The organism is Acinetobacter sp. ABJ_C4_1, from assembly GCF_044538495.1.
Lineage (GTDB): Bacteria > Pseudomonadota > Gammaproteobacteria > Pseudomonadales > Moraxellaceae > Acinetobacter > Acinetobacter nosocomialis_A.
In genome coordinates this window covers 59,663-77,211 of record NZ_JBIUCQ010000014.1, presented here as the reverse complement: position 1 = coordinate 77,211, position 17,549 = coordinate 59,663, and the positions used below count along the sequence as shown (strand labels likewise).

At 40.6% G+C, this 17,549-nt stretch carries 16 protein-coding genes; 12 read left to right on the top strand and 4 right to left on the bottom strand.

Annotated features, from left to right (window positions below; all coding sequences use genetic code 11):
- The first annotated feature begins 46 nt into the window (after positions 1–46).
- The 6 genes from ACIF8R_RS15310 (at position 47) to ACIF8R_RS15285 (ending at position 5,556) form a co-directional block, all read left to right on the top strand.
- Positions 47–1,909 carry a DEAD/DEAH box helicase gene (locus tag ACIF8R_RS15310; protein WP_311069750.1) on the top strand — a complete coding sequence of 621 codons (1,863 nt, stop codon included), beginning with the start codon at positions 47–49 and terminating at the stop codon, positions 1,907–1,909.
- Between the two features lie 405 nt (positions 1,910–2,314).
- On the top strand, positions 2,315–3,133 hold the full coding sequence (locus ACIF8R_RS15305) for an ABC transporter ATP-binding protein (protein ID WP_263614668.1): 819 nt from the start codon (positions 2,315–2,317) through the stop codon (positions 3,131–3,133).
- A complete protein-coding gene (gene mlaE, locus ACIF8R_RS15300; protein ID WP_002061269.1) occupies positions 3,130–3,906 on the top strand; it encodes a lipid asymmetry maintenance ABC transporter permease subunit MlaE in 777 nt (258 codons plus the stop codon). The genes ACIF8R_RS15305 and mlaE overlap by 4 nt, the downstream gene beginning before the upstream one ends.
- Complete coding sequence (locus ACIF8R_RS15295; RefSeq protein WP_263614667.1) at positions 3,906–4,589, top strand: outer membrane lipid asymmetry maintenance protein MlaD; 684 nt, start codon at positions 3,906–3,908, stop codon at positions 4,587–4,589. Before mlaE ends, ACIF8R_RS15295 begins: the two co-directional genes overlap by 1 nt.
- 26 nt (positions 4,590–4,615) lie before the next feature.
- Positions 4,616–5,257: a phospholipid-binding protein MlaC gene (locus ACIF8R_RS15290; protein WP_263614666.1), complete on the top strand. Its 642-nt coding sequence runs from the start codon at positions 4,616–4,618 to the stop codon at positions 5,255–5,257.
- An 11-nt stretch (positions 5,258–5,268) separates the two neighbouring features.
- Entirely contained in the window at positions 5,269–5,556 is a 288-nt protein-coding gene (locus ACIF8R_RS15285; protein WP_000250997.1) for a lipid asymmetry maintenance protein MlaB, read from the top strand.
- Between the two features lie 74 nt (positions 5,557–5,630).
- Here the strand turns inward: ACIF8R_RS15285 and ACIF8R_RS15280 are convergent, their stop codons facing one another.
- On the bottom strand, positions 5,631–6,644 hold the full coding sequence (locus tag ACIF8R_RS15280; RefSeq protein ID WP_263614664.1) for a magnesium and cobalt transport protein CorA: 1,014 nt from the start codon (positions 6,642–6,644) through the stop codon (positions 5,631–5,633).
- A gap of 157 nt (positions 6,645–6,801) precedes the next feature.
- On the opposite strand from ACIF8R_RS15280, the gene ACIF8R_RS15275 reads away from it, so the two are divergent.
- Together ACIF8R_RS15275 and ACIF8R_RS15270 are read left to right on the top strand one after the other, a co-directional pair.
- A complete protein-coding gene (locus ACIF8R_RS15275; protein WP_263614663.1) occupies positions 6,802–7,383 on the top strand; it encodes a TIGR00730 family Rossman fold protein in 582 nt (193 codons plus the stop codon).
- 14 nt (positions 7,384–7,397) lie between these two features.
- Positions 7,398–7,796, top strand: coding sequence for an NUDIX domain-containing protein (locus ACIF8R_RS15270; protein WP_263614662.1), 399 nt, complete (start codon positions 7,398–7,400; stop codon positions 7,794–7,796).
- A gap of 5 nt (positions 7,797–7,801) precedes the next feature.
- On the opposite strand, the gene ACIF8R_RS15265 is transcribed toward ACIF8R_RS15270, so the two are convergent.
- On the bottom strand, positions 7,802–8,437 hold the full coding sequence (locus ACIF8R_RS15265) for a ComF family protein (RefSeq protein WP_396481659.1): 636 nt from the start codon (positions 8,435–8,437) through the stop codon (positions 7,802–7,804).
- Positions 8,430–10,475, bottom strand: coding sequence for an ATP-dependent DNA helicase RecG (gene recG, locus ACIF8R_RS15260; RefSeq protein WP_396481657.1), 2,046 nt, complete (start codon positions 10,473–10,475; stop codon positions 8,430–8,432). Before recG ends, ACIF8R_RS15265 begins: the two co-directional genes overlap by 8 nt.
- 20 nt (positions 10,476–10,495) lie before the next feature.
- On the opposite strand from recG, the gene ACIF8R_RS15255 reads away from it, so the two are divergent.
- Positions 10,496–11,323: an NAD(P)H-binding protein gene (locus tag ACIF8R_RS15255; RefSeq protein WP_396481655.1), complete on the top strand. Its 828-nt coding sequence runs from the start codon at positions 10,496–10,498 to the stop codon at positions 11,321–11,323.
- Positions 11,324–11,381: 58 nt separating this feature from the next.
- Positions 11,382–12,377 carry a putative solute-binding protein gene (locus ACIF8R_RS15250; protein WP_396481653.1) on the top strand — a complete coding sequence of 332 codons (996 nt, stop codon included), beginning with the start codon at positions 11,382–11,384 and terminating at the stop codon, positions 12,375–12,377.
- A 42-nt stretch (positions 12,378–12,419) separates the two neighbouring features.
- Here the strand turns inward: ACIF8R_RS15250 and plsB are convergent, their stop codons facing one another.
- Positions 12,420–14,993, bottom strand: coding sequence for a glycerol-3-phosphate 1-O-acyltransferase PlsB (plsB, locus tag ACIF8R_RS15245; protein ID WP_396481651.1), 2,574 nt, complete (start codon positions 14,991–14,993; stop codon positions 12,420–12,422).
- A gap of 275 nt (positions 14,994–15,268) precedes the next feature.
- Here plsB and ACIF8R_RS15240 point away from each other — a divergent pair, with 275 nt between their 5' ends.
- Positions 15,269–16,141 (top strand): acyl-CoA thioesterase II, encoded by an 873-nt coding sequence (locus ACIF8R_RS15240; RefSeq protein ID WP_004705360.1) that lies wholly within the window; start codon positions 15,269–15,271, stop codon positions 16,139–16,141.
- A gap of 105 nt (positions 16,142–16,246) precedes the next feature.
- Positions 16,247–17,512 (top strand): dicarboxylate/amino acid:cation symporter, encoded by a 1,266-nt coding sequence (locus tag ACIF8R_RS15235; protein WP_396481704.1) that lies wholly within the window; start codon positions 16,247–16,249, stop codon positions 17,510–17,512.
- Positions 17,513–17,549: the final 37 nt, after the last annotated feature.

Sequence of the window (17,549 nt, the reverse complement as noted above, 5' to 3'; positions counted from 1 at the left end):
TTTTGTACTTATTAAAAATGGAGCACCCACTAGGGTGAAACTCTCTATGAGCAAAACTTTTGCCGAATTTTCTTTGCATGAAACCTTACAACAAGCGCTTGAAGGTTTAGGTTTTACTACCCCGACTCCTGTGCAAGAACAATCTATTCCTGCAGCTTTAGAAGGTAAAGACCTTTTAGTTTCTAGCCAGACTGGTTCTGGTAAAACTGCTGCATTCTTGTTGCCGACATTAAATAACTTGGCAGGTCAAGAAACTTTCGTTCCGTTCAAAGAACGCATGAAAGCTGTAACACAACCGAATATTTTAGTAATTTCACCAACTCGTGAATTGGCGCAACAAGTAAGCCAAGATGCAATCGCATTTGTACGTCACATGAAAGGTGTTCGTATTGCTGCCATCATGGGTGGTATGCCGTTTGCTAAACAAATCCAACAGTTAAAAGGCGCGCAAGTTGTTGTTGCAACACCAGGTCGTTTACTTGACTTGGTAAATCGTCGTCAAATTAAATTAGACCAAGTAGATGCTTTAATCGTTGATGAAGCGGACCGTATGCTTGACCTAGGTTTCTCTGAAGACTTAGAAGCAATTAGCGAATTAGCGGCTAACCGTAAACAAACATTAATGTTCTCTGCAACATTTGCTGATCGTATTATTCGTCTTGCAGCATGCATGATGAAAGATCCAATGCGTATCGCAATTGAAACAGGTCATTCAACCAATACAGATATTACGCAAACATTGCATTGGACTGATGGCTTTGAGCACAAGAAAAAATTACTTACTCACTGGTTAAGTGATGAAAACTTAGATCAAGCTGTAGTTTTTGCAAGCACTCAAGAAGACACTGATATGTTGGCTGAAGAACTTGCAGAAGCAGGTCATTCAGTTGTTGCACTTCACGGTGCAATGCCACAAACGGTTCGTAACCGTCGTTTACGTAGTATCCGTGAAGGTCGTGCGAAGATCTTAGTTGCAACTGACGTTGCTGCTCGTGGTCTTGACGTACCAACTATTTCTCACGTAATTAACTTCGGCTTACCAATGAAGCACGAAGACTACGTACACCGTATTGGTCGTACAGGTCGTGCGGGTCGTACAGGTCAAGCGATTACTCTAGCGACTTATCGTGAACGCGGTAAGATTCGTGCACTTGAAGAATATTTAGAAGCTCGTTTAAGTGTTTCTGAAATTGAAGGCTTAGAGCCATCTCCACCTCCTGCACGTTCAGGTCGTGATGGTGGTGGTCGCGGTCGTGGCGGCAACGGTGGTCGTGATGGTCGTCGTGGTGGTGGCGGTTTTGGCGGTGGTCGTCGTTTTGAAGGCGAAAGCAACTTCAAACGTCGTGAAGGTGGTCGTGATGACCGTCCACGTCGCAGCTTCGATGACAAACCACGTGGTGATCGTCCATTCGGTGGTGAAGATCGTCCGCGTCGCGAGTTCAATTCTGATCGCCCACGTCGTGAGGGTGGTTTTGAAGATCGTCCACGTCGCGAGTTCAATTCAGATCGTCCACGTCGTGAAGGTGGTTTTGAAGACCGTCCAAAACGTAGCTTTGGTGGTGAAGACCGTCCACGTCGCGAGTTCAACTCTGATCGCCCACGTCGTGAAGGTGGTTTTAACGATAAGCCTCGTTTTGATTCAAATGATGATAACCGTGGTAACCGCGTAGACTATAAACCACGTCGTGAAGGTGGTTTCGGTGACCGTCCAAAACGTAGTTTTGGTGGCGAAGACCGTCCACGTCGTGAAGGTGGTTTTAATGACAAGCCACGTCGTAGCTTTGACGACAAACCACGTGGTGAGCGTCCAGCGTTTGGTGGCGAAGATCGTCCAAAACGTAGCTTCGGTGGTGAAGATCGTCCACGTCGTAGTTTTGATGATAAACCGCGTCGTAAATTCGACCGTTAATCTTAAAAAGATTTAAAAAAAAGGCCAGTTAACATACTGGCCTTTTTTATTTTTCAGTTTTGTTATAAAATAACAAAGTGTGAAATAGTTCAACATTTATTGTAATAATGCGTAAAAGTAAGCGAAAAGAGACTCCATTGGCATGGTTGAGTAAATTATTACTTCAACGTGGTTTGCCATACCTTTTTATTGCACTCGCTTTGTGTAATGGAATCTATTTTGCGTATGCTTTGTTAACTGGCCATTTCGTAGATCAGTTTCAAGTTCTCAATCAATAAATTTCTTTTTAAAATCTAGCTCATATTTATAAATGAGCCTGATTTTGCTTTTGTCAAAATTACAACAAGATTCCCAAAATTCAGTGTTATAGTATGCGGGCATAAAAGTGCAGGAATGATTGCCATTATGAATAATAAAACTCCTCTCTCGACTCAGTCACTCATTGAAGTGAAAAACTTGAGTTTTAACCGAGGGGAACGCGTCATTTATGACAATATTAGTTTAAATATACGTCGAGGCCAGATTACGGCCATCATGGGACCATCTGGTACGGGTAAAACGACTTTATTACGTCTGATTGGTGGACAGCTTGTTCCTGATCAAGGCGAAGTTTTGCTTGATGGTAAAGATATTGCTCAAATGTCACGTCAGGAATTGTTTGCAGCCCGTGCGCGTATGGGAATGCTATTCCAAAGTGGCGCTTTATTTACCGATATGTCGGTTTATGAAAATGTCGCTTTTCCAATCCGTGCGCATACGAAGCTTTCTGAAAATCTGATTGCTGAACTGGTCGCTTTAAAGCTTGAGTCTGTTGGCCTGCGTGGAACAGAACAGCTTATGCCTACTGAGCTATCAGGCGGTATGAACCGACGAGTTGCTTTGGCTCGTGCAATCGCACTTGATCCAGATTTAATTATGTATGACGAACCTTTTGCAGGGCAGGACCCGATTGTAAAAGGGGTTTTAACGCGTCTCATACGTTCATTGCGAGAAGCTTTGGATTTAACCACCATTATTGTCTCGCATGATGTTCCTGAAACCCTATCTATTGCCGATTACATTTATGTTGTGGCAGAAGGGAAAATTCAAGGGGAAGGAACGCCAGAAGAATTGCAAAAATATGCTTCGCCATTTGTAAAACAGTTCTTAACCGGCTCGGCAGAAGGTCCGGTTGAATACCAGTTTAGCCATCAAGCTTATTTAGATAACGAGGTTCGTCCATGAATACGATTGCCTGGTTAGGTAGACTCGTTATTGAGCGGATTAGAGGGATTGGTGTTGCGGCACTGATGCTCTTACAGATTATTTTTTCATTACCTTCATCGGGCGGTTTTGGGCGTTTCGTCTATCAAATGCATCGTGTAGGGGTAATGTCTTTACTTATTATTACGGTATCAGGTTTATTTATTGGTCTGGTACTCGGATTGCAAGGCTACTCAATATTGGTCAATGTGGGTAGTGAATCAATGTTAGGCACGATGGTGTCTTTAACCCTACTGCGTGAGCTTGCACCAGTTGTTGCTGCTTTACTATTCGCTGGACGAGCAGGTTCTGCATTAACTGCTGAAATTGGTTCAATGAAACAAAGTGAACAGCTTGCCAGTATGGAAATGATTGGTGTTGATCCTTTAAAGCAAATCGTATCACCACGTCTTTGGGCTGGCATAGTCAGTTTGCCAATGTTAACTGTTATCTTCGCTGCGATTGGTATTGTTGGCGGTAAATTGGTTGGTGTTGACTTTCTTGGCGTTGATGAAGGCTCCTTCTGGAGTGGTATGCAAAATAATGTTCAATTTGGCCATGATGTCGTAAATGGCATCATTAAGAGCATTGTATTTGCTTTACTTTGTACATGGATTGCAGTTTTCCAAGGGTATGCATGTGATCCAACACCTGAAGGCATTGCAACGGCAATGACCCGGACGGTTGTATATTCTTCATTATGTGTTTTAGGTTTTGATTTCGTGTTGACTGCGGTCATGTTCGGAGGGATTTAATGAAATCACGTACTAGTGAGCTGGCCGTAGGTATCTTTGTCATTATCTTCGGTATCGCTTTATTCTTTTTAGCAATGAAAGTAAGTGGTTTGGTAGGTACAAACTTGAGCGAAGGTTACACCATGAAAGCTCAGTTTGATAACGTTAACGGACTTAAACCACGTGCTAAAGTAACGATGAGCGGTGTAACAATTGGCCGTGTTGATTCAATTACGCTTGATCCAGTTACACGTTTAGCTACAGTAACTTTTGACCTTGATGGAAAACTGACAAGTTTTAATGCTCAGCAGTTAAAAGAAGTTCAAAAAAATGCTTTAGACGAATTACGTTATAGTTCTGATTATACGCAAGCGACGCCAGCGCAACAAAAAACAATGGAACAGCAACTGATCAGTAACATGTCATCCATCACCAGTATTGATGAAGATGCTTATATAATGGTTGCAACCAATGGTTTGTTGGGTGAGAAATATTTAAAAATCGTACCGGGTGGTGGTCTTAACTACCTTAAACGTGGCGATACAATTTCTAACACCCAAGGAACGATGGATTTAGAAGATTTAATTAGTAAATTTATTACTGGTGGTGGCGCAGGTAAAGTTGCCGCTGGTTCATCATCCTCAGCAGAAGAAAAAGCTCCTGCAAGTACTGACAGCAGCGCACAGCCGTCATTTGTTGAGTAAGAGATTATTTGAAGGAGTGGTTCCAGGTGAATACGTTGTTTAAACAAACCCTGACAGCAAGTATTTTGTCTACTATGATTGCAGGTACAGCTTTTGCTGCACCTTCAGAAGCACCACCTGATTTTATTAAGCGTGTTGCTGATGGTTTGATTGCTCGTTTGAAAACAGATCATGCCAAGTTGCAAAACAACCCTGCTTTGGTTAAATCAATCATACGTCAGAACTTAGATCCGTATGTTGACTCACAAGCGTTCACTCGTATTGTGATGGGTACTTATGCGACAAATCAGTATAGTACAGCTGCACAGCGTGCTCAGTTTGAAACAAACTTCCGTAATACATTAATTGAGAATTACGGTAGTGCATTTGCTAAGTATACAAACCAGACTTACACCATGCGTCCTTATAAAGCGACTGCAGGTAAAAACCCTGTTGTGACTTTAGACTTCAACCACAATGGCGACAAAATTCCTGTGTCGTTCCAGTTGGCTGACAAAGGTTCGCAGTGGAAAATCCGTAACATCAATGTTTCTGGTATTGATTTAGGTTTACAGTTCCGCAACCAGTTTGCTGCAACTGTGAAGCGTAATGGTGGCGATTTAAATAAAGCAATTGCTACATTCCAACCTGATGCAGATGCTGCTGTTAATCAGAACAAACAAAAATAAGTAGGTGAAGAGTGGTTCAGTATCTTAACCAAGAGTTAGTTGTTTCAGGCAAAATCGATTTTGAAAATGCTGAACAACAATACCAAGCTGGATTGGCAATTATTAAAAAGCAGACAAGCTTTCCTCTAATTGTTGATTTAAAACAGCTTGAGCATGGTAATACGTTAGCATTGGCGGTATTAGTCCAATGGTTACGTCAGACGCCACAGAAGTCTGGATTACATTTTAAAAATGTTCCAGAGAAGATGCTGAAAATCATTCAAGCTTGCCATTTGCAAGAAGATCTACATTTGGTCTGACTATGCAAAAACAAAAAAAGCACCTAAATTTAGGTGCTTTTTTTATATAAAGGATGGGTGGAAAAGAACAGACTTTAAATCCATTTTTTCCAACGGAAATAAATGATCGGGCCAATAAAAAAGCCAGCGATAATTAATAAGACTGCGATAAAACTACTTTTACCATGAGCAAAAGGCAATACTTCAGTGTTCATACCATAGATACTTGCGATCAGCATTGGTGGTGCCAACATACTTGGTAAGATCGAGAATCGACGAATCGTATCGTTTTGTTCGGTGTTAATGAACCCAGACGTTGTATCAAGTAAGAATCGTACTTTTTGGAATAAGAACGCATCATGTTCTACAAGCGAGCGGACGTCTTCACTGAGCTCTCGAATATCTGCATCATAGATATGACTGCCTAAGGCACGTGGACGAGATAAAAACGTTAAGACACGTCGTAAATCAATTAAACAAAGTTGTGCTTTTCCAAGCATGTCTTCTTGTTGTGCCAAACGGGTAATCATGTCATCAAGGTCTAAAATCTTCTCACGTTGATGGTTGTTAAGAACCTCAGTAGAGTATTTTTCTAGATCCTTGTGGATATCTTCTAAGATATCCGCAAGCTCATCCAGCTTTGCTTCAAGTAGGCCTAATAAAATCCAAGTTGGATCTTTGTAATCCATTTCATAGTCATTACGGCGAGCTCGGGCACGAAATGCACGAAAGGCAACGAGCTTTTCACCACGCAAAGTAAATAAGCGATCTTTGTGTAAAATGAATGCTACGGTTTGCACCATGGCAAGCATATGCGATGACTCTTCAGCATCACCATCGACCTGATAATTTTTATTTTTCGTTAAAAAATAGGTGCTGATATGCAAAATACCGTCATCATCACGGTAGAATCGAGCAGAAGATGAAATGTCTTCTAGCGATTTTAGTGTAGGTAAGTTCTGATCGTAGGCATCTAAGACCCATTGTTGTTCTTCTTGAGAGGGTGCAATTAGATCAAGCCATACTAATTCGGGATGTAGATCAAATCCACCGTTGATGGTGGCATCTTCCAGACTTCCGCGTTCTGTGGCATAAAAGGCTTCAAGCATGTGTCTTTTTTCCTCACGCAGTCTGATGGAAATCGATGGGTGTATTTTAGACAAGGATTTGCCGAAAAACACTTGCCAATACGCTATTTTGCAAAAAAAAACTCTGTCGATAGTCTAGTTTGTCAGCATGACAGTTCAATAAAACGGTTTTTATACTATGAATTCAATTTGCATTTTCTGTGGTTCATCTCTAGGTTCAGACCCAATCTTTCAACAAATTGCTCAATTAACCGGTCAAACTATTGCCAAACAAGGTAAAACTCTCGTTTATGGCGGTGGCCGTTCAGGTTTAATGGGCGTTGTCGCTGATAGTGCTTTGCAAGCCGGTGGGCGGGTCATTGGCGTCATTCCTCGTGCTTTAGTCGATCGCGAGTTAGCTCATCCCGGACTGACAAGATTATATGTCGTCGAGAATATGCATGAGCGTAAGACCAAAATGGCAGATCTGTCGGACGGTTTTATTGCTTTACCAGGTGGTGCAGGTACATTGGAAGAAATCTTTGAACAATGGACGTGGGCGCAATTAGGTATTCATCAAAAGCCGTGTGCTTTTCTAAATGTAGCGGGCTTTTATGAAGATTTGCTTAAAATGGTTCAAGGAACTGTAGATAAAGGTTTTAGCCAAGCACGATTCGCTGATAAATTGATCGCATCGGATAAAATTGAGGATATTCTTCAACAATTTGAACAATATCAACCACCAGCTCCAAAATGGGCTAATGCAGACGTTCAACCATAAACGAGGTTAGATAGGTGAAAATAATTACGGTCGCCGCTGCGGTGATCTTAAATGAACACAATGAATTATTGCTTGTTAGAAAGCGTAATACACAAGCTTTTATGCAAGTAGGCGGTAAGCTGGAGCCAAATGAGGCTCCGGAAACGGCCATACAACGTGAAATTTTGGAAGAAATAGGCAGCCCGTGTGTAATAGAACAGTTTATAGGGCGTTTTGAGACAGCAGCTGCTAATGAACCGGACCATACGCTGATTAGCCATTTATATTTGGTTCGATTAAAGCAATCTCCACAAATTGCAGCTGAAATTGCTGAAATGAAGTGGGTGAAATTTAATGATTCCGAGACCAAACTTGCGCCATTAACTAAAGAAATTGTAATTCCATGGTGTGAGCAAAACTTATCTACAGTTTGATTATTTTAATACGATGTAGATGAGGCAGCAGCTAGGCAGCTTGCATAAATAGAGGTGCAACCTAGCTGTTTGAGTGCCTGACTTAAAGCGGAAATTGAACTTCCTGTTGTGATCACATCATCAACAATCAACACACGACGGTAGCGTCGTTTTTCTTGAGTTATCGCAACAAATTGCTGTTCAATGTTTTCAAATCTTTCGAGTCGAGATAACCCTTTTTGTGAACGCTCATTGAGGCGTTGGATAGGCTGCCAAACGGGTATTCTTAATTGCTTGCTTAGAAGCTTGGCAAGTAATAATGATTGATTAAAACCTCGCTCCGTTAACCGCTGTTTAGAAATAGGCATGGGTACTATGGCCTGTACCTTGGGAAATTTTAATTGCTGTAAAATTTCAGCAAGTAAGATTTGGTAATGTAATTTTTGTTCATATTTAAACTGCTGAATTATGCGGTTAATTGGATAGGCATAATGACAGGCCACAAGAACAGATTGATCATTGCGCTGGACTGTTTGCTTAAGCCACGGTAGTTGTTCCCAACATTCTTTACAAAGAGAGTGCTTACCCCGCGTTCCTATTTCACATAACAGGCAAGGGGACAATAATTGAAAAAGATATTGAGGATTGAACAACTTAAACATAAGCATATCGTGGTGCTTCAGGAAGCCAGCGTTTCAAGAGGGCATCAGCTTGTTCTGGATAGTCTTTTAGAACTTGTTGTGCAACATAATGCGCTTGACTTAATAAATGGTCATCTCGTTCTAATCGCGCGACTCTAAATCCCATATCACCTGTTTGTTTTGTTCCTAATAATTCACCCGGACCTCTTAGCTCAAGGTCTTTTTCTGCAATCACAAAGCCATCATTACTTTCTCTTAAAATTGAAAGTCTTTCCTGACCATTTTGTGAAAGTGGTGGTTTATAAAGAAGAACGCAAAAACTGGCTTTTGCACCTCGTCCGACACGACCACGTAATTGGTGTAGCTGTGAAAGTCCTAATCGTTCAGCATTTTCAATGACCATAATTGAAGCGTTAGGTACATCTACACCTACTTCAATGACCGTTGTTGCAATTAAGAGCTGTAATTCGTTATTTTTAAATGCTTGCATGACAGATTGCTTTTCATCAGCCTTCATTTTGCCATGAACCAAACCGATATTAAGTTCAGGAAAGCGCTCTTTCATTTCTTGATAGGTGGCTTCCGCGGCTTGAGCATCTAAAGTTTCGGACTGTTCAACCAGAGTGCATACCCAATAGGCCTGTTTGCCTTCTCGGCAGTTTGTAGCAATTCGATTTAGCACTTCTTCACGACGATCTAGTGGAATCGTGACTGTCTGAATTGGTGTACGGCCTGGTGGTAATTCATCAATAATGGATGTGTCTAAATCGCCATAAGCGCTCATCGCTAATGTTCTAGGAATTGGCGTTGCAGTCATGACCAATTGATGTGGAGTTAGTTGTTCAGCGCCTTTATTACGTAAGGCTAACCGTTGGTCTACCCCAAAGCGATGTTGCTCATCAATAATCACAAGTCCTAGCTTTGCAAACCCTACATTATCTTGAAACAAGGCATGAGTACCTACAATCAGTTCGGCATGACCTTCTTTAATTTGTTGTTCAGCTTGTGCTCGCGCTTTACCTTTTTGTTTGCCTGATAACCAAGCGACCGTAATGCCTAAAGGTTCAAACCAACGTTTAAAATTTAAATAATGCTGCTCTGCCAAAATTTCGGTAGGTGCCATTAATGCAACTTGCCAATCTGCTTCTAATGCATGACATGCTGCAACTGCCGCAACTAAAGTTTTCCCTGCACCTACGTCACCTTGTACCAAACGCAGCATAGGCTGGTGTTGTTTTAAGTCGCTTAAAATTTCTTTTGATACACGCTTTTGTGCATTGGTCATTTGAAAGGGTAAAGCTTCTAATAGTTTTTTTGCTAGTACTTTACTACTTGGAAAAGCGGGTGAGGCAATTTGACGAATATAAGCACGTCGGGTGAGAAGACTAATTTGGTGTGCGACCAGTTCTTCAAAAATAAGACGCTGCTGAGCAGGGTGAGATCCTTCGGCCAATTGAATCATATTGGCATCGACAGGTGGCTCATGAATGTAATGTAAAGCTTCTTTGAGAGCATACCCATTTGTATATTGCTTAGGGAGCAACTCAGGCAAGGCATCACTATGATGCTTCAACGCCTGTTTAACATATTCGCGTAATTTAGGTTGTGTTAATCCATCAGTACTCGGGTAAATTGCGGTGAGCTGTGTTTTTGGCAGAGGTGTATGTTCATTAATGAGCTGAATTTCTGGATGATAAAGCTCAAGCCCTCGTGCACCTACGCGAACTTCACCAAAAATACGTAAACGGTTACCAGGTTTTATTTTGTCGGTTAAATTTTTATAAATATGATAAAAGCGTAAAGTCACCTTACCAAATTCATCTTGTATTAATGCGGCCATAGATTTACGTTTACCTGGAGGGAAATCAACAGATTTGACTTCACCCTCGAGTAAATAACTACGACCAACCACCAATTGATTCATAGGAATAATAGTACTGCGATCTTCATAATCACGGGGCAGATGAAACAGTAAATCATCTGTGGTAAAAATATTTAGTTTTTCGAGTAGGGCTGCTGAAGCCGATCCAACGCCTTGTAACTGATGGACTGAAGTCATGTCCCCTCAACGAGTTTTCTATGCATATATTATTTATCGGTTATGGTAAAACATCTCAGCGTGTTGCTAAACAACTATTTGAGACAGGACATCAAATTACCACAATCAGCCGCACTGAAAAAACAGATCCTTACGGTACACACCTCGTACAGGATATTTTTGCGCTCGATTTAAGTGAAATTGCGCCTGTAGATGTAGTTTATATTTTACTTTCTCCGGACGATAGTACAGTTCAAGGTTATCAACATACTTATGTGGACAGTATTGAACCTATTCGTCAGGCTTTAAAAGCTCATCCAGTCAAAAGACTGATTGTCGTGTCATCTACGCGGGTATATGGTGAAAATTCTGGTGAGGCAATTGATGATCATAGTGAGATCCATCCGAATGATGCTCAAGGGCATATCCTTCATAATATGGAATTGCTTTGGCAGAAATATTTTCCGTCACAGTGCGTGATTGTACGTCCTACAGGTATTTATGGTGCTTCGGTTGACCGATTAAAACGAATGGCTGAAAACACAGAAACTTATCCAAATATTCACTATAGTAATCGTATTCATATTGATGATTTAGCAAGGTTTTTAGCATTTTTAGCCGATTTTGAAAAACCGCATAAGAGTTATCTTGTTGCCAATAATGCCCCTGTGCCTCTACATGAAGTCATTCTTTGGTTTCAAAGCCAATTAGACTTACCGCTACTTACCTTAGATTCAGCTCATGTCTCAGGTAAAAAAATATATGCGAAACATTTATTTGAAACAGGTTTTCAGCTTGAGCACCCGATTTGCTTTAATGACTATTTATTATGTTTAAATGCTCATGGTACAAATCAAAATTTAGACTAAACTTTAAATAACAATAGAAATACCTGAAGAGGCAAATAAATTGCCGATAAAGATAAAAATGTTGAAAGTAAAGAAATTTTGTTTAGCTCTTATTTTGAGTGCAATGTCTATTGCGAGTTGGGCAGAGGATCAGTTGTGGTGTATATATGATCCTATGGGTACCCAAGGAGATATAACGCGTCGTTTAAATGACATCCGATTATATGCTCAGCAATATAATGTCAAATTCAAAGTTGTCAGTTATCAAAAAGAGCAGCAAGCCATTCAAGCTTTTGATGATGGTAAATGTTCAGGTTTAGCAGCGAGTAACTTTAATACGTATCAATACAATCATTTTATGGGAAGTAGCTCAGGGATTGGCCTTATACCTAATAACAGGACTGCTCGAAATTTATTACAGCTTTTAAATCATCCTACAATTGAGAAAAAACTTATTAATCAAGACTATGAAGTGGTTGGTATGATTCCAGTTGGAACTGCCTATATGGTCATGAAAAACAAAAAAATATCGAAAGTGGCACAGCTTAGAGGTCAACGGGTCGGGGTGTTAGCCAATAATCCGCCACAGCAGGCTTTGGTGAGAAGTGTAGGGGCGCAGCCAGTCTATGTCGATTTATCCAATGCGATTGCACAATTTCAGCAAAACAAAATCGATATTATGCCTGCACCGATTTATGGGCTTTTACCTTATAACTTACAAAAAGATTTTGGGCCAGACACTCAGGTGATTAACTTTCCACTGGCTTATTTCGGAGTAAATTTAATTATTAAGCCTCAAGCTTATCCTGCCAATTTTGGCCGAAAAATTCGGGCTTGGTTTGTGCAAAATAGCCAATTATTAACGAATCGAGCGATACAGTGGGAAAACCATTTACCTGCCTATTATTGGGTAGATGTTTCTTTTTACGAAAAGCAGAGCTACGACATTATGGTGGCCAAAATACGCAATCAATATGTTCGCTCTGGATATTATGATGCTTACTTTGTTGAGTTGATGAAGCGTTTACGTTGTATCGATGATCCACGTTATTTCGAATGTTCAATGCGTAGATAAAATAAAAGGCAACCTGAGTTGCCTTTTATTTTGAGTAAAATTTTAAGCTTTTTTACGTTTTAAACGACGTTTCGCTTGTTGAGATGCCATTGCTTCAAGAGCTTCTTTTAACTCTTCATCAGTAAAGGTCGTGATGTGTTGCAACATCTGTAACGTTACTTCATCAAGTACTAACTGTGCGCCTGCTGCCATTTGACGGAAATTATCATCAAACTCGATTTGGCCTTGGTCATTTGTGCGAATGTAATTTTGCTGAGTTAAAACTTTAATGAAGCTTTGGAACAGTGCTTTGTCAAAGAACTCAGGAGAATTAAACTCATAAAGAACAGACAAGCGCTGTCCTAATAAATGACTTAACTCTTCAACTTGTTTTGCTGAGATATTGCCTGAACCACGTTGTGTGATTAAAGCTAAAGTCATGTAATAACGTTCTAGACTTTGCTTAACAGGTGTTGCTAATACTACAAGTTGATTATGCTCTTCAGTATTTGGTGCAGAGCTAATCAAGTTGCCTTCGTCATCTTGCTGAATAAGGTTTGATTGAACCAATGCATCTGCATATTGCTCAATCTGTTCTTTAAGCTCAGTGCTTTTCCATTTAAGGAATAGTTCTGCTTTTAAGAATGGATAAAGCGTATAGATGACATTGCTTAAATCAGCACGACTGATTTTCCCGTTATGTTCAACAAGCGACGCAACCAATGAAGGTAAAACGAAAGCATGCAAAATGTTATTACGGAAGTATGTGAGCAGAACCGCTTGGTTATCTTCAATCGCAATAATATCGCCAAGCGCATGTTGTACACGCTTAATCAATTTAAGCTTTAAGCCGTAAGCAATAATTTCCTTGCCAGATAACGGAGTTACTTCTGTACGCTGATCATAAGGGAAATTCGATGCTAAATTGCGGTAAGCTTCAAGCTGCTTAATACAGATTTCTTCATCAAGCGTATGCTTTGGAGTTGCAAGTAAGATAATAGAGAGTAAAGAAACCGGGTTAATGACTACCGCACGGTTAATATTTTCTAAAATTGCATGTGCAGAGCTATTTACAGCATCTGAAACGGCTTGAGGAATTGGGTCGTCATTTTTCTCAATATAGACATTTTCTGCATTATGCTGTTTAAGCAAATCATCAAGAAAAACGGGTTCACCAAAGTTAACGTGTACCTTACCGAAAATACGTTCAATTTTTCGTAATGTTTTAACAATACCAAAAATAGATTCAGCTTCTTTTGGCTTACCTTGCATTTCGCCAACGTAAGTCGAACCTTCCATCAGGCGCTCATAACCAATATAAGTTGGTACAAACACAATTGGCTTTGTACGGCCACGTAAATGACTATGAACCGTCATGGCAAGCATACCGGTTTTCGGTGGTAATAAACGACCTGTACGCGAACGACCACCTTCAATAAAGTATTCAAGTGGTGTATTGCGAGAAAGAATACTATACAAATATTCTTTAAATACAGTGGTGTAAAGGCCATTGCCACGGAAAGAACGACGAATAAAGAAGGCACCGCCACCACGTAAAAGCTGACCTACGAAAGGCAAGTTCAGGTTATCACCAGCAGCAATATACGGAACCATTAGGCCACGTCTATAAATCACATAAGACAATAATAAGTAGTCAATATGGCTACGATGACACGGTGTATAAACAATTTCGTAATCTTTCGCTAGTTCACGAACAGTACTAAAGTTGTGAACCTCTACGCCGTCATAAAGCTGAGTCCATAGGCGTGTTAATGCTAAATCTGCAAAGCGAACTGCTGAGTGGGAATAGTCAGATACGATTTCATTGACATAACCAATCGCACGACGTTCTGCTTCGAGCATGCTGATTTTGCCGCGAATACTCTCGCGTCGAATGGCTTCTTGCACATCACGAGACTTTACAACTGACTGCATGACATTGCGGCGGTCTGATAAGTCAGGACCTAAGACCACTTCACGCTGACGGTCAAGATAGTCATTTAAAGTGCTAACAATATAAGTCGCTGGTGAAAGGTTTGGATAATGCTGTTGAGCATACTCAACCAAATCACGTAAAGACTGCGGTTCATGGAACTCCAAATAAGATTGGCGACCATGTAAACCGATATTCACAAGCTGCTTAACTGTACTTGGTGTTGCCCATGTATCTGAGAACAAGAGCTTGAACCAAGAGTCTTCTTTATCTGGAGAGCGACCCCACAAAACGGTAACTGGTACCAGTTCTATGTCGAGCTCAGGATTTGCCTGTAAAACTTCAATCAGTTTAATTAAGCGCGGAGGAAAAGCATGAGGAGGGGGATTTAACAGGTTATTTTCATCATTGTGCTGTAAAAATAAAACTGATGCTTTTTCCTGATGAGAACCGATCACTAACGGATCTAAAGCCGGCTTTAAATTTAAACGGCGAGTTTCCCCATCCACCACTAAAGCATTACTGCGAGAATGATTTTGTAAGACATAGCACACCACTTTTTGGCGCTCAGTCTTTGCTTCAGTTTCCGCTGTTTCTGATACTGGTTCAGTAGGAACTTCCCCAAGAACATGTGGTGTTACCACGAGGTCAAGTAGCTTACTCGAAAGCCGACGATACATTTGACCAAACCCACTCTTGGACATAAGAACTCCTACTTCTTAAAGACAAATCCCGGCACCAAATGCAGAGGGTAATTATTTTGAGGCATTTATTAAAAAAAACAATATGCTACTTTCTTATAAATTATAATGCTTTTGGCATTTTTTATCGTTAAAAATCGTATTTTTAGCTGTTTTAAGGGCAATGTTCGTCAGAAGTTGACTGATTGTTCCATGTGCAAATAGTTTTTTATGGCACAATAGATTCTACACATCTGTCCTTTAATACCAATTTTGCCTGCAATATGAAGGTATCTCTCATGAATGCGTTAACCCAAGAACTGGTTGAGCTGCTCACTTTAGAAAAGCTTGAAGAAAATATTTACCGTGGAATTAGCCGTAATTTGGTCGGTAAACGTGTTTTTGGAGGTCAGGTTTTAGGTCAGGCTTTACGTGCTGCCTCTTATACAACCGACCGTCCTGCGCATTCAATGCATGCTTACTTTTTATATGGTGGCGACATTAATGCTCCAATCATCTATGAAGTAGATCGTTTGCGTGATGGAAAAAGCTTTGTCAGCCGTCAAGTTCGGGCAATCCAGCATGGACGAGTTATTTTCTCGGCAATGGTGTCTTTCGCCAATCCTGAAGAAGGTTTGAACTACCAACATTCAGAACCAGAATACCCAGCTCCTGAGACGTTAAAATCGGAAAGTGAACTGAAAGAAGGTATTCTTAATTTTGTACCAGAAAATGTCCGTGCAAGTTTCATGCGTGAGCGTCATGTTGAAATTCGTCCGATTGATCCGGTCAATCCATTTCAGCCTCAGCCGGAAGCGCCGTTTAATGCGCACTATATTCGTACCCATGATCGTATTCCAAAACAGCTAGATGATATTGCTTTACACCAAGCAATTGTGGCGTTTTATTCAGACTTCACTTTAATGACTACGGCTTTAAGACCACATGGCTTAAGCTATATTTCTCCAAGTTTGCAATGTGCCAGTATTGATCATGCCATTTATTTCCATCGTCCACTTCGTGCTGATGAATGGATGCTTTATGACATGGAGGCAACGGTTAGTGCAGCTTCTCGTGGATTGAATTTTGGCCGTATGTGGCAAAATGGCCAACTTGTATGTAGTACGGTGCAAGAGGGTTTGATCCGTTTGCGGGAAATTGAAACGCAATAAATAATAAAGGGCCATCGAAAAGATGGCTTTTTTATTTTTAATTCAAAGGATGTGACAAAAAATTGCTCGAATGAAAAGCAAGCTCATGTCATATTTGCAAAAGGATTGCCTACTGAAAAAAATAATGTTGATATGAACTTAAATACACAAATTCTGATTGCCGCGATTTTAGGTCTAGCCTTTGGCTTCCTACTCACCATGTATCCAGACACTGCTTTTGTAAAACATAGTTTATATGGCTTGGGCATATTAAGTAATGTTTTTATTGGACTACTTAAAATGTTGTTGGTGCCATTAATTTTTACTTCCATTGTGGTTGGAGTTTCAAATTTACAGGCAGGCGGGCAGTTAGGTCCCGTTTGGAAAATCACATTTTTATGTTGTATCACCACTACTACCTTGGCCTTAATTTTAGGTATTAGCTGTGCTCATTTATTTGAGGTGGGTCGAGGCGTAGATATTTCAATTTTTCAGGCATCAATGCAAAGCTATCAGGCACCAGATAGTTTAAACCCAGCAACTTTCTTCACGAATTTTATTCAAAATACTTTAATTAACCCATTTAAAGCATTTAGTGATGGAAATGTCCTAGCGGTTGTCGTGTTTGCACTATTTGTGGGTGTTGCTTTAGTTCATGGTGGTGAGCGTTTTAAGAGTATCCGCTTACTGAGTCATCAGTTTTTTGAAATGATGATGATGCTAGTAGGCTGGGTCATGAAGCTGGCGCCATTGGGAATTTTTGCATTACTTGCTAAGTTAATGGCTACAGAAGACATCTCAGTATTAAGTCGATTGGCAGAGTTTGCCGTTGTGGTAACCGGAACCACTATTTTTCATGGTGCTGTTGTTTTGCCATTACTGCTTTGGATTTTTGGTCGTATGAGTCCTTGGACTTTTTTCAAAGGCACACGTACAGCTTTAATTACTGCATTCGCAACCAGCTCTAGCTCTGCCACAATGCCACTGAGTATGAAATGCGCACAAGAAAACTTAGGCGTACGTCCTCAAACGGCGGGTTTTGTGATTCCATTAGGTACGCAGCTCAACATGGATGGTACCGCACTATATGAAGCAGCAGCTGCACTGTTCGTGGCAAATCTAGTAGGACTAGATTTAAATCTGACCCAGCAAATTGTCGTGTGTTTAACAGCAATGATTGCATCACTTGGAGCACCGGGAATTCCGAGCGCGGGTATGGTTACCATGATTATGGTTTTACAGTCTGTAGGCTTGCCAGCCGAAGCGATTGCAATCTTACTTCCAATCGACCGTCTACTTGATACGGTAAGAACAGTGGTAAATGTTCAGGGCGATATGATGATTAGTGTGGTTGTAGATCGATATACAAAAGATAAAGATATCAGTGTCTGATCTCTAAATAAAAAAAAGCAGGATTTATATCCTGCTT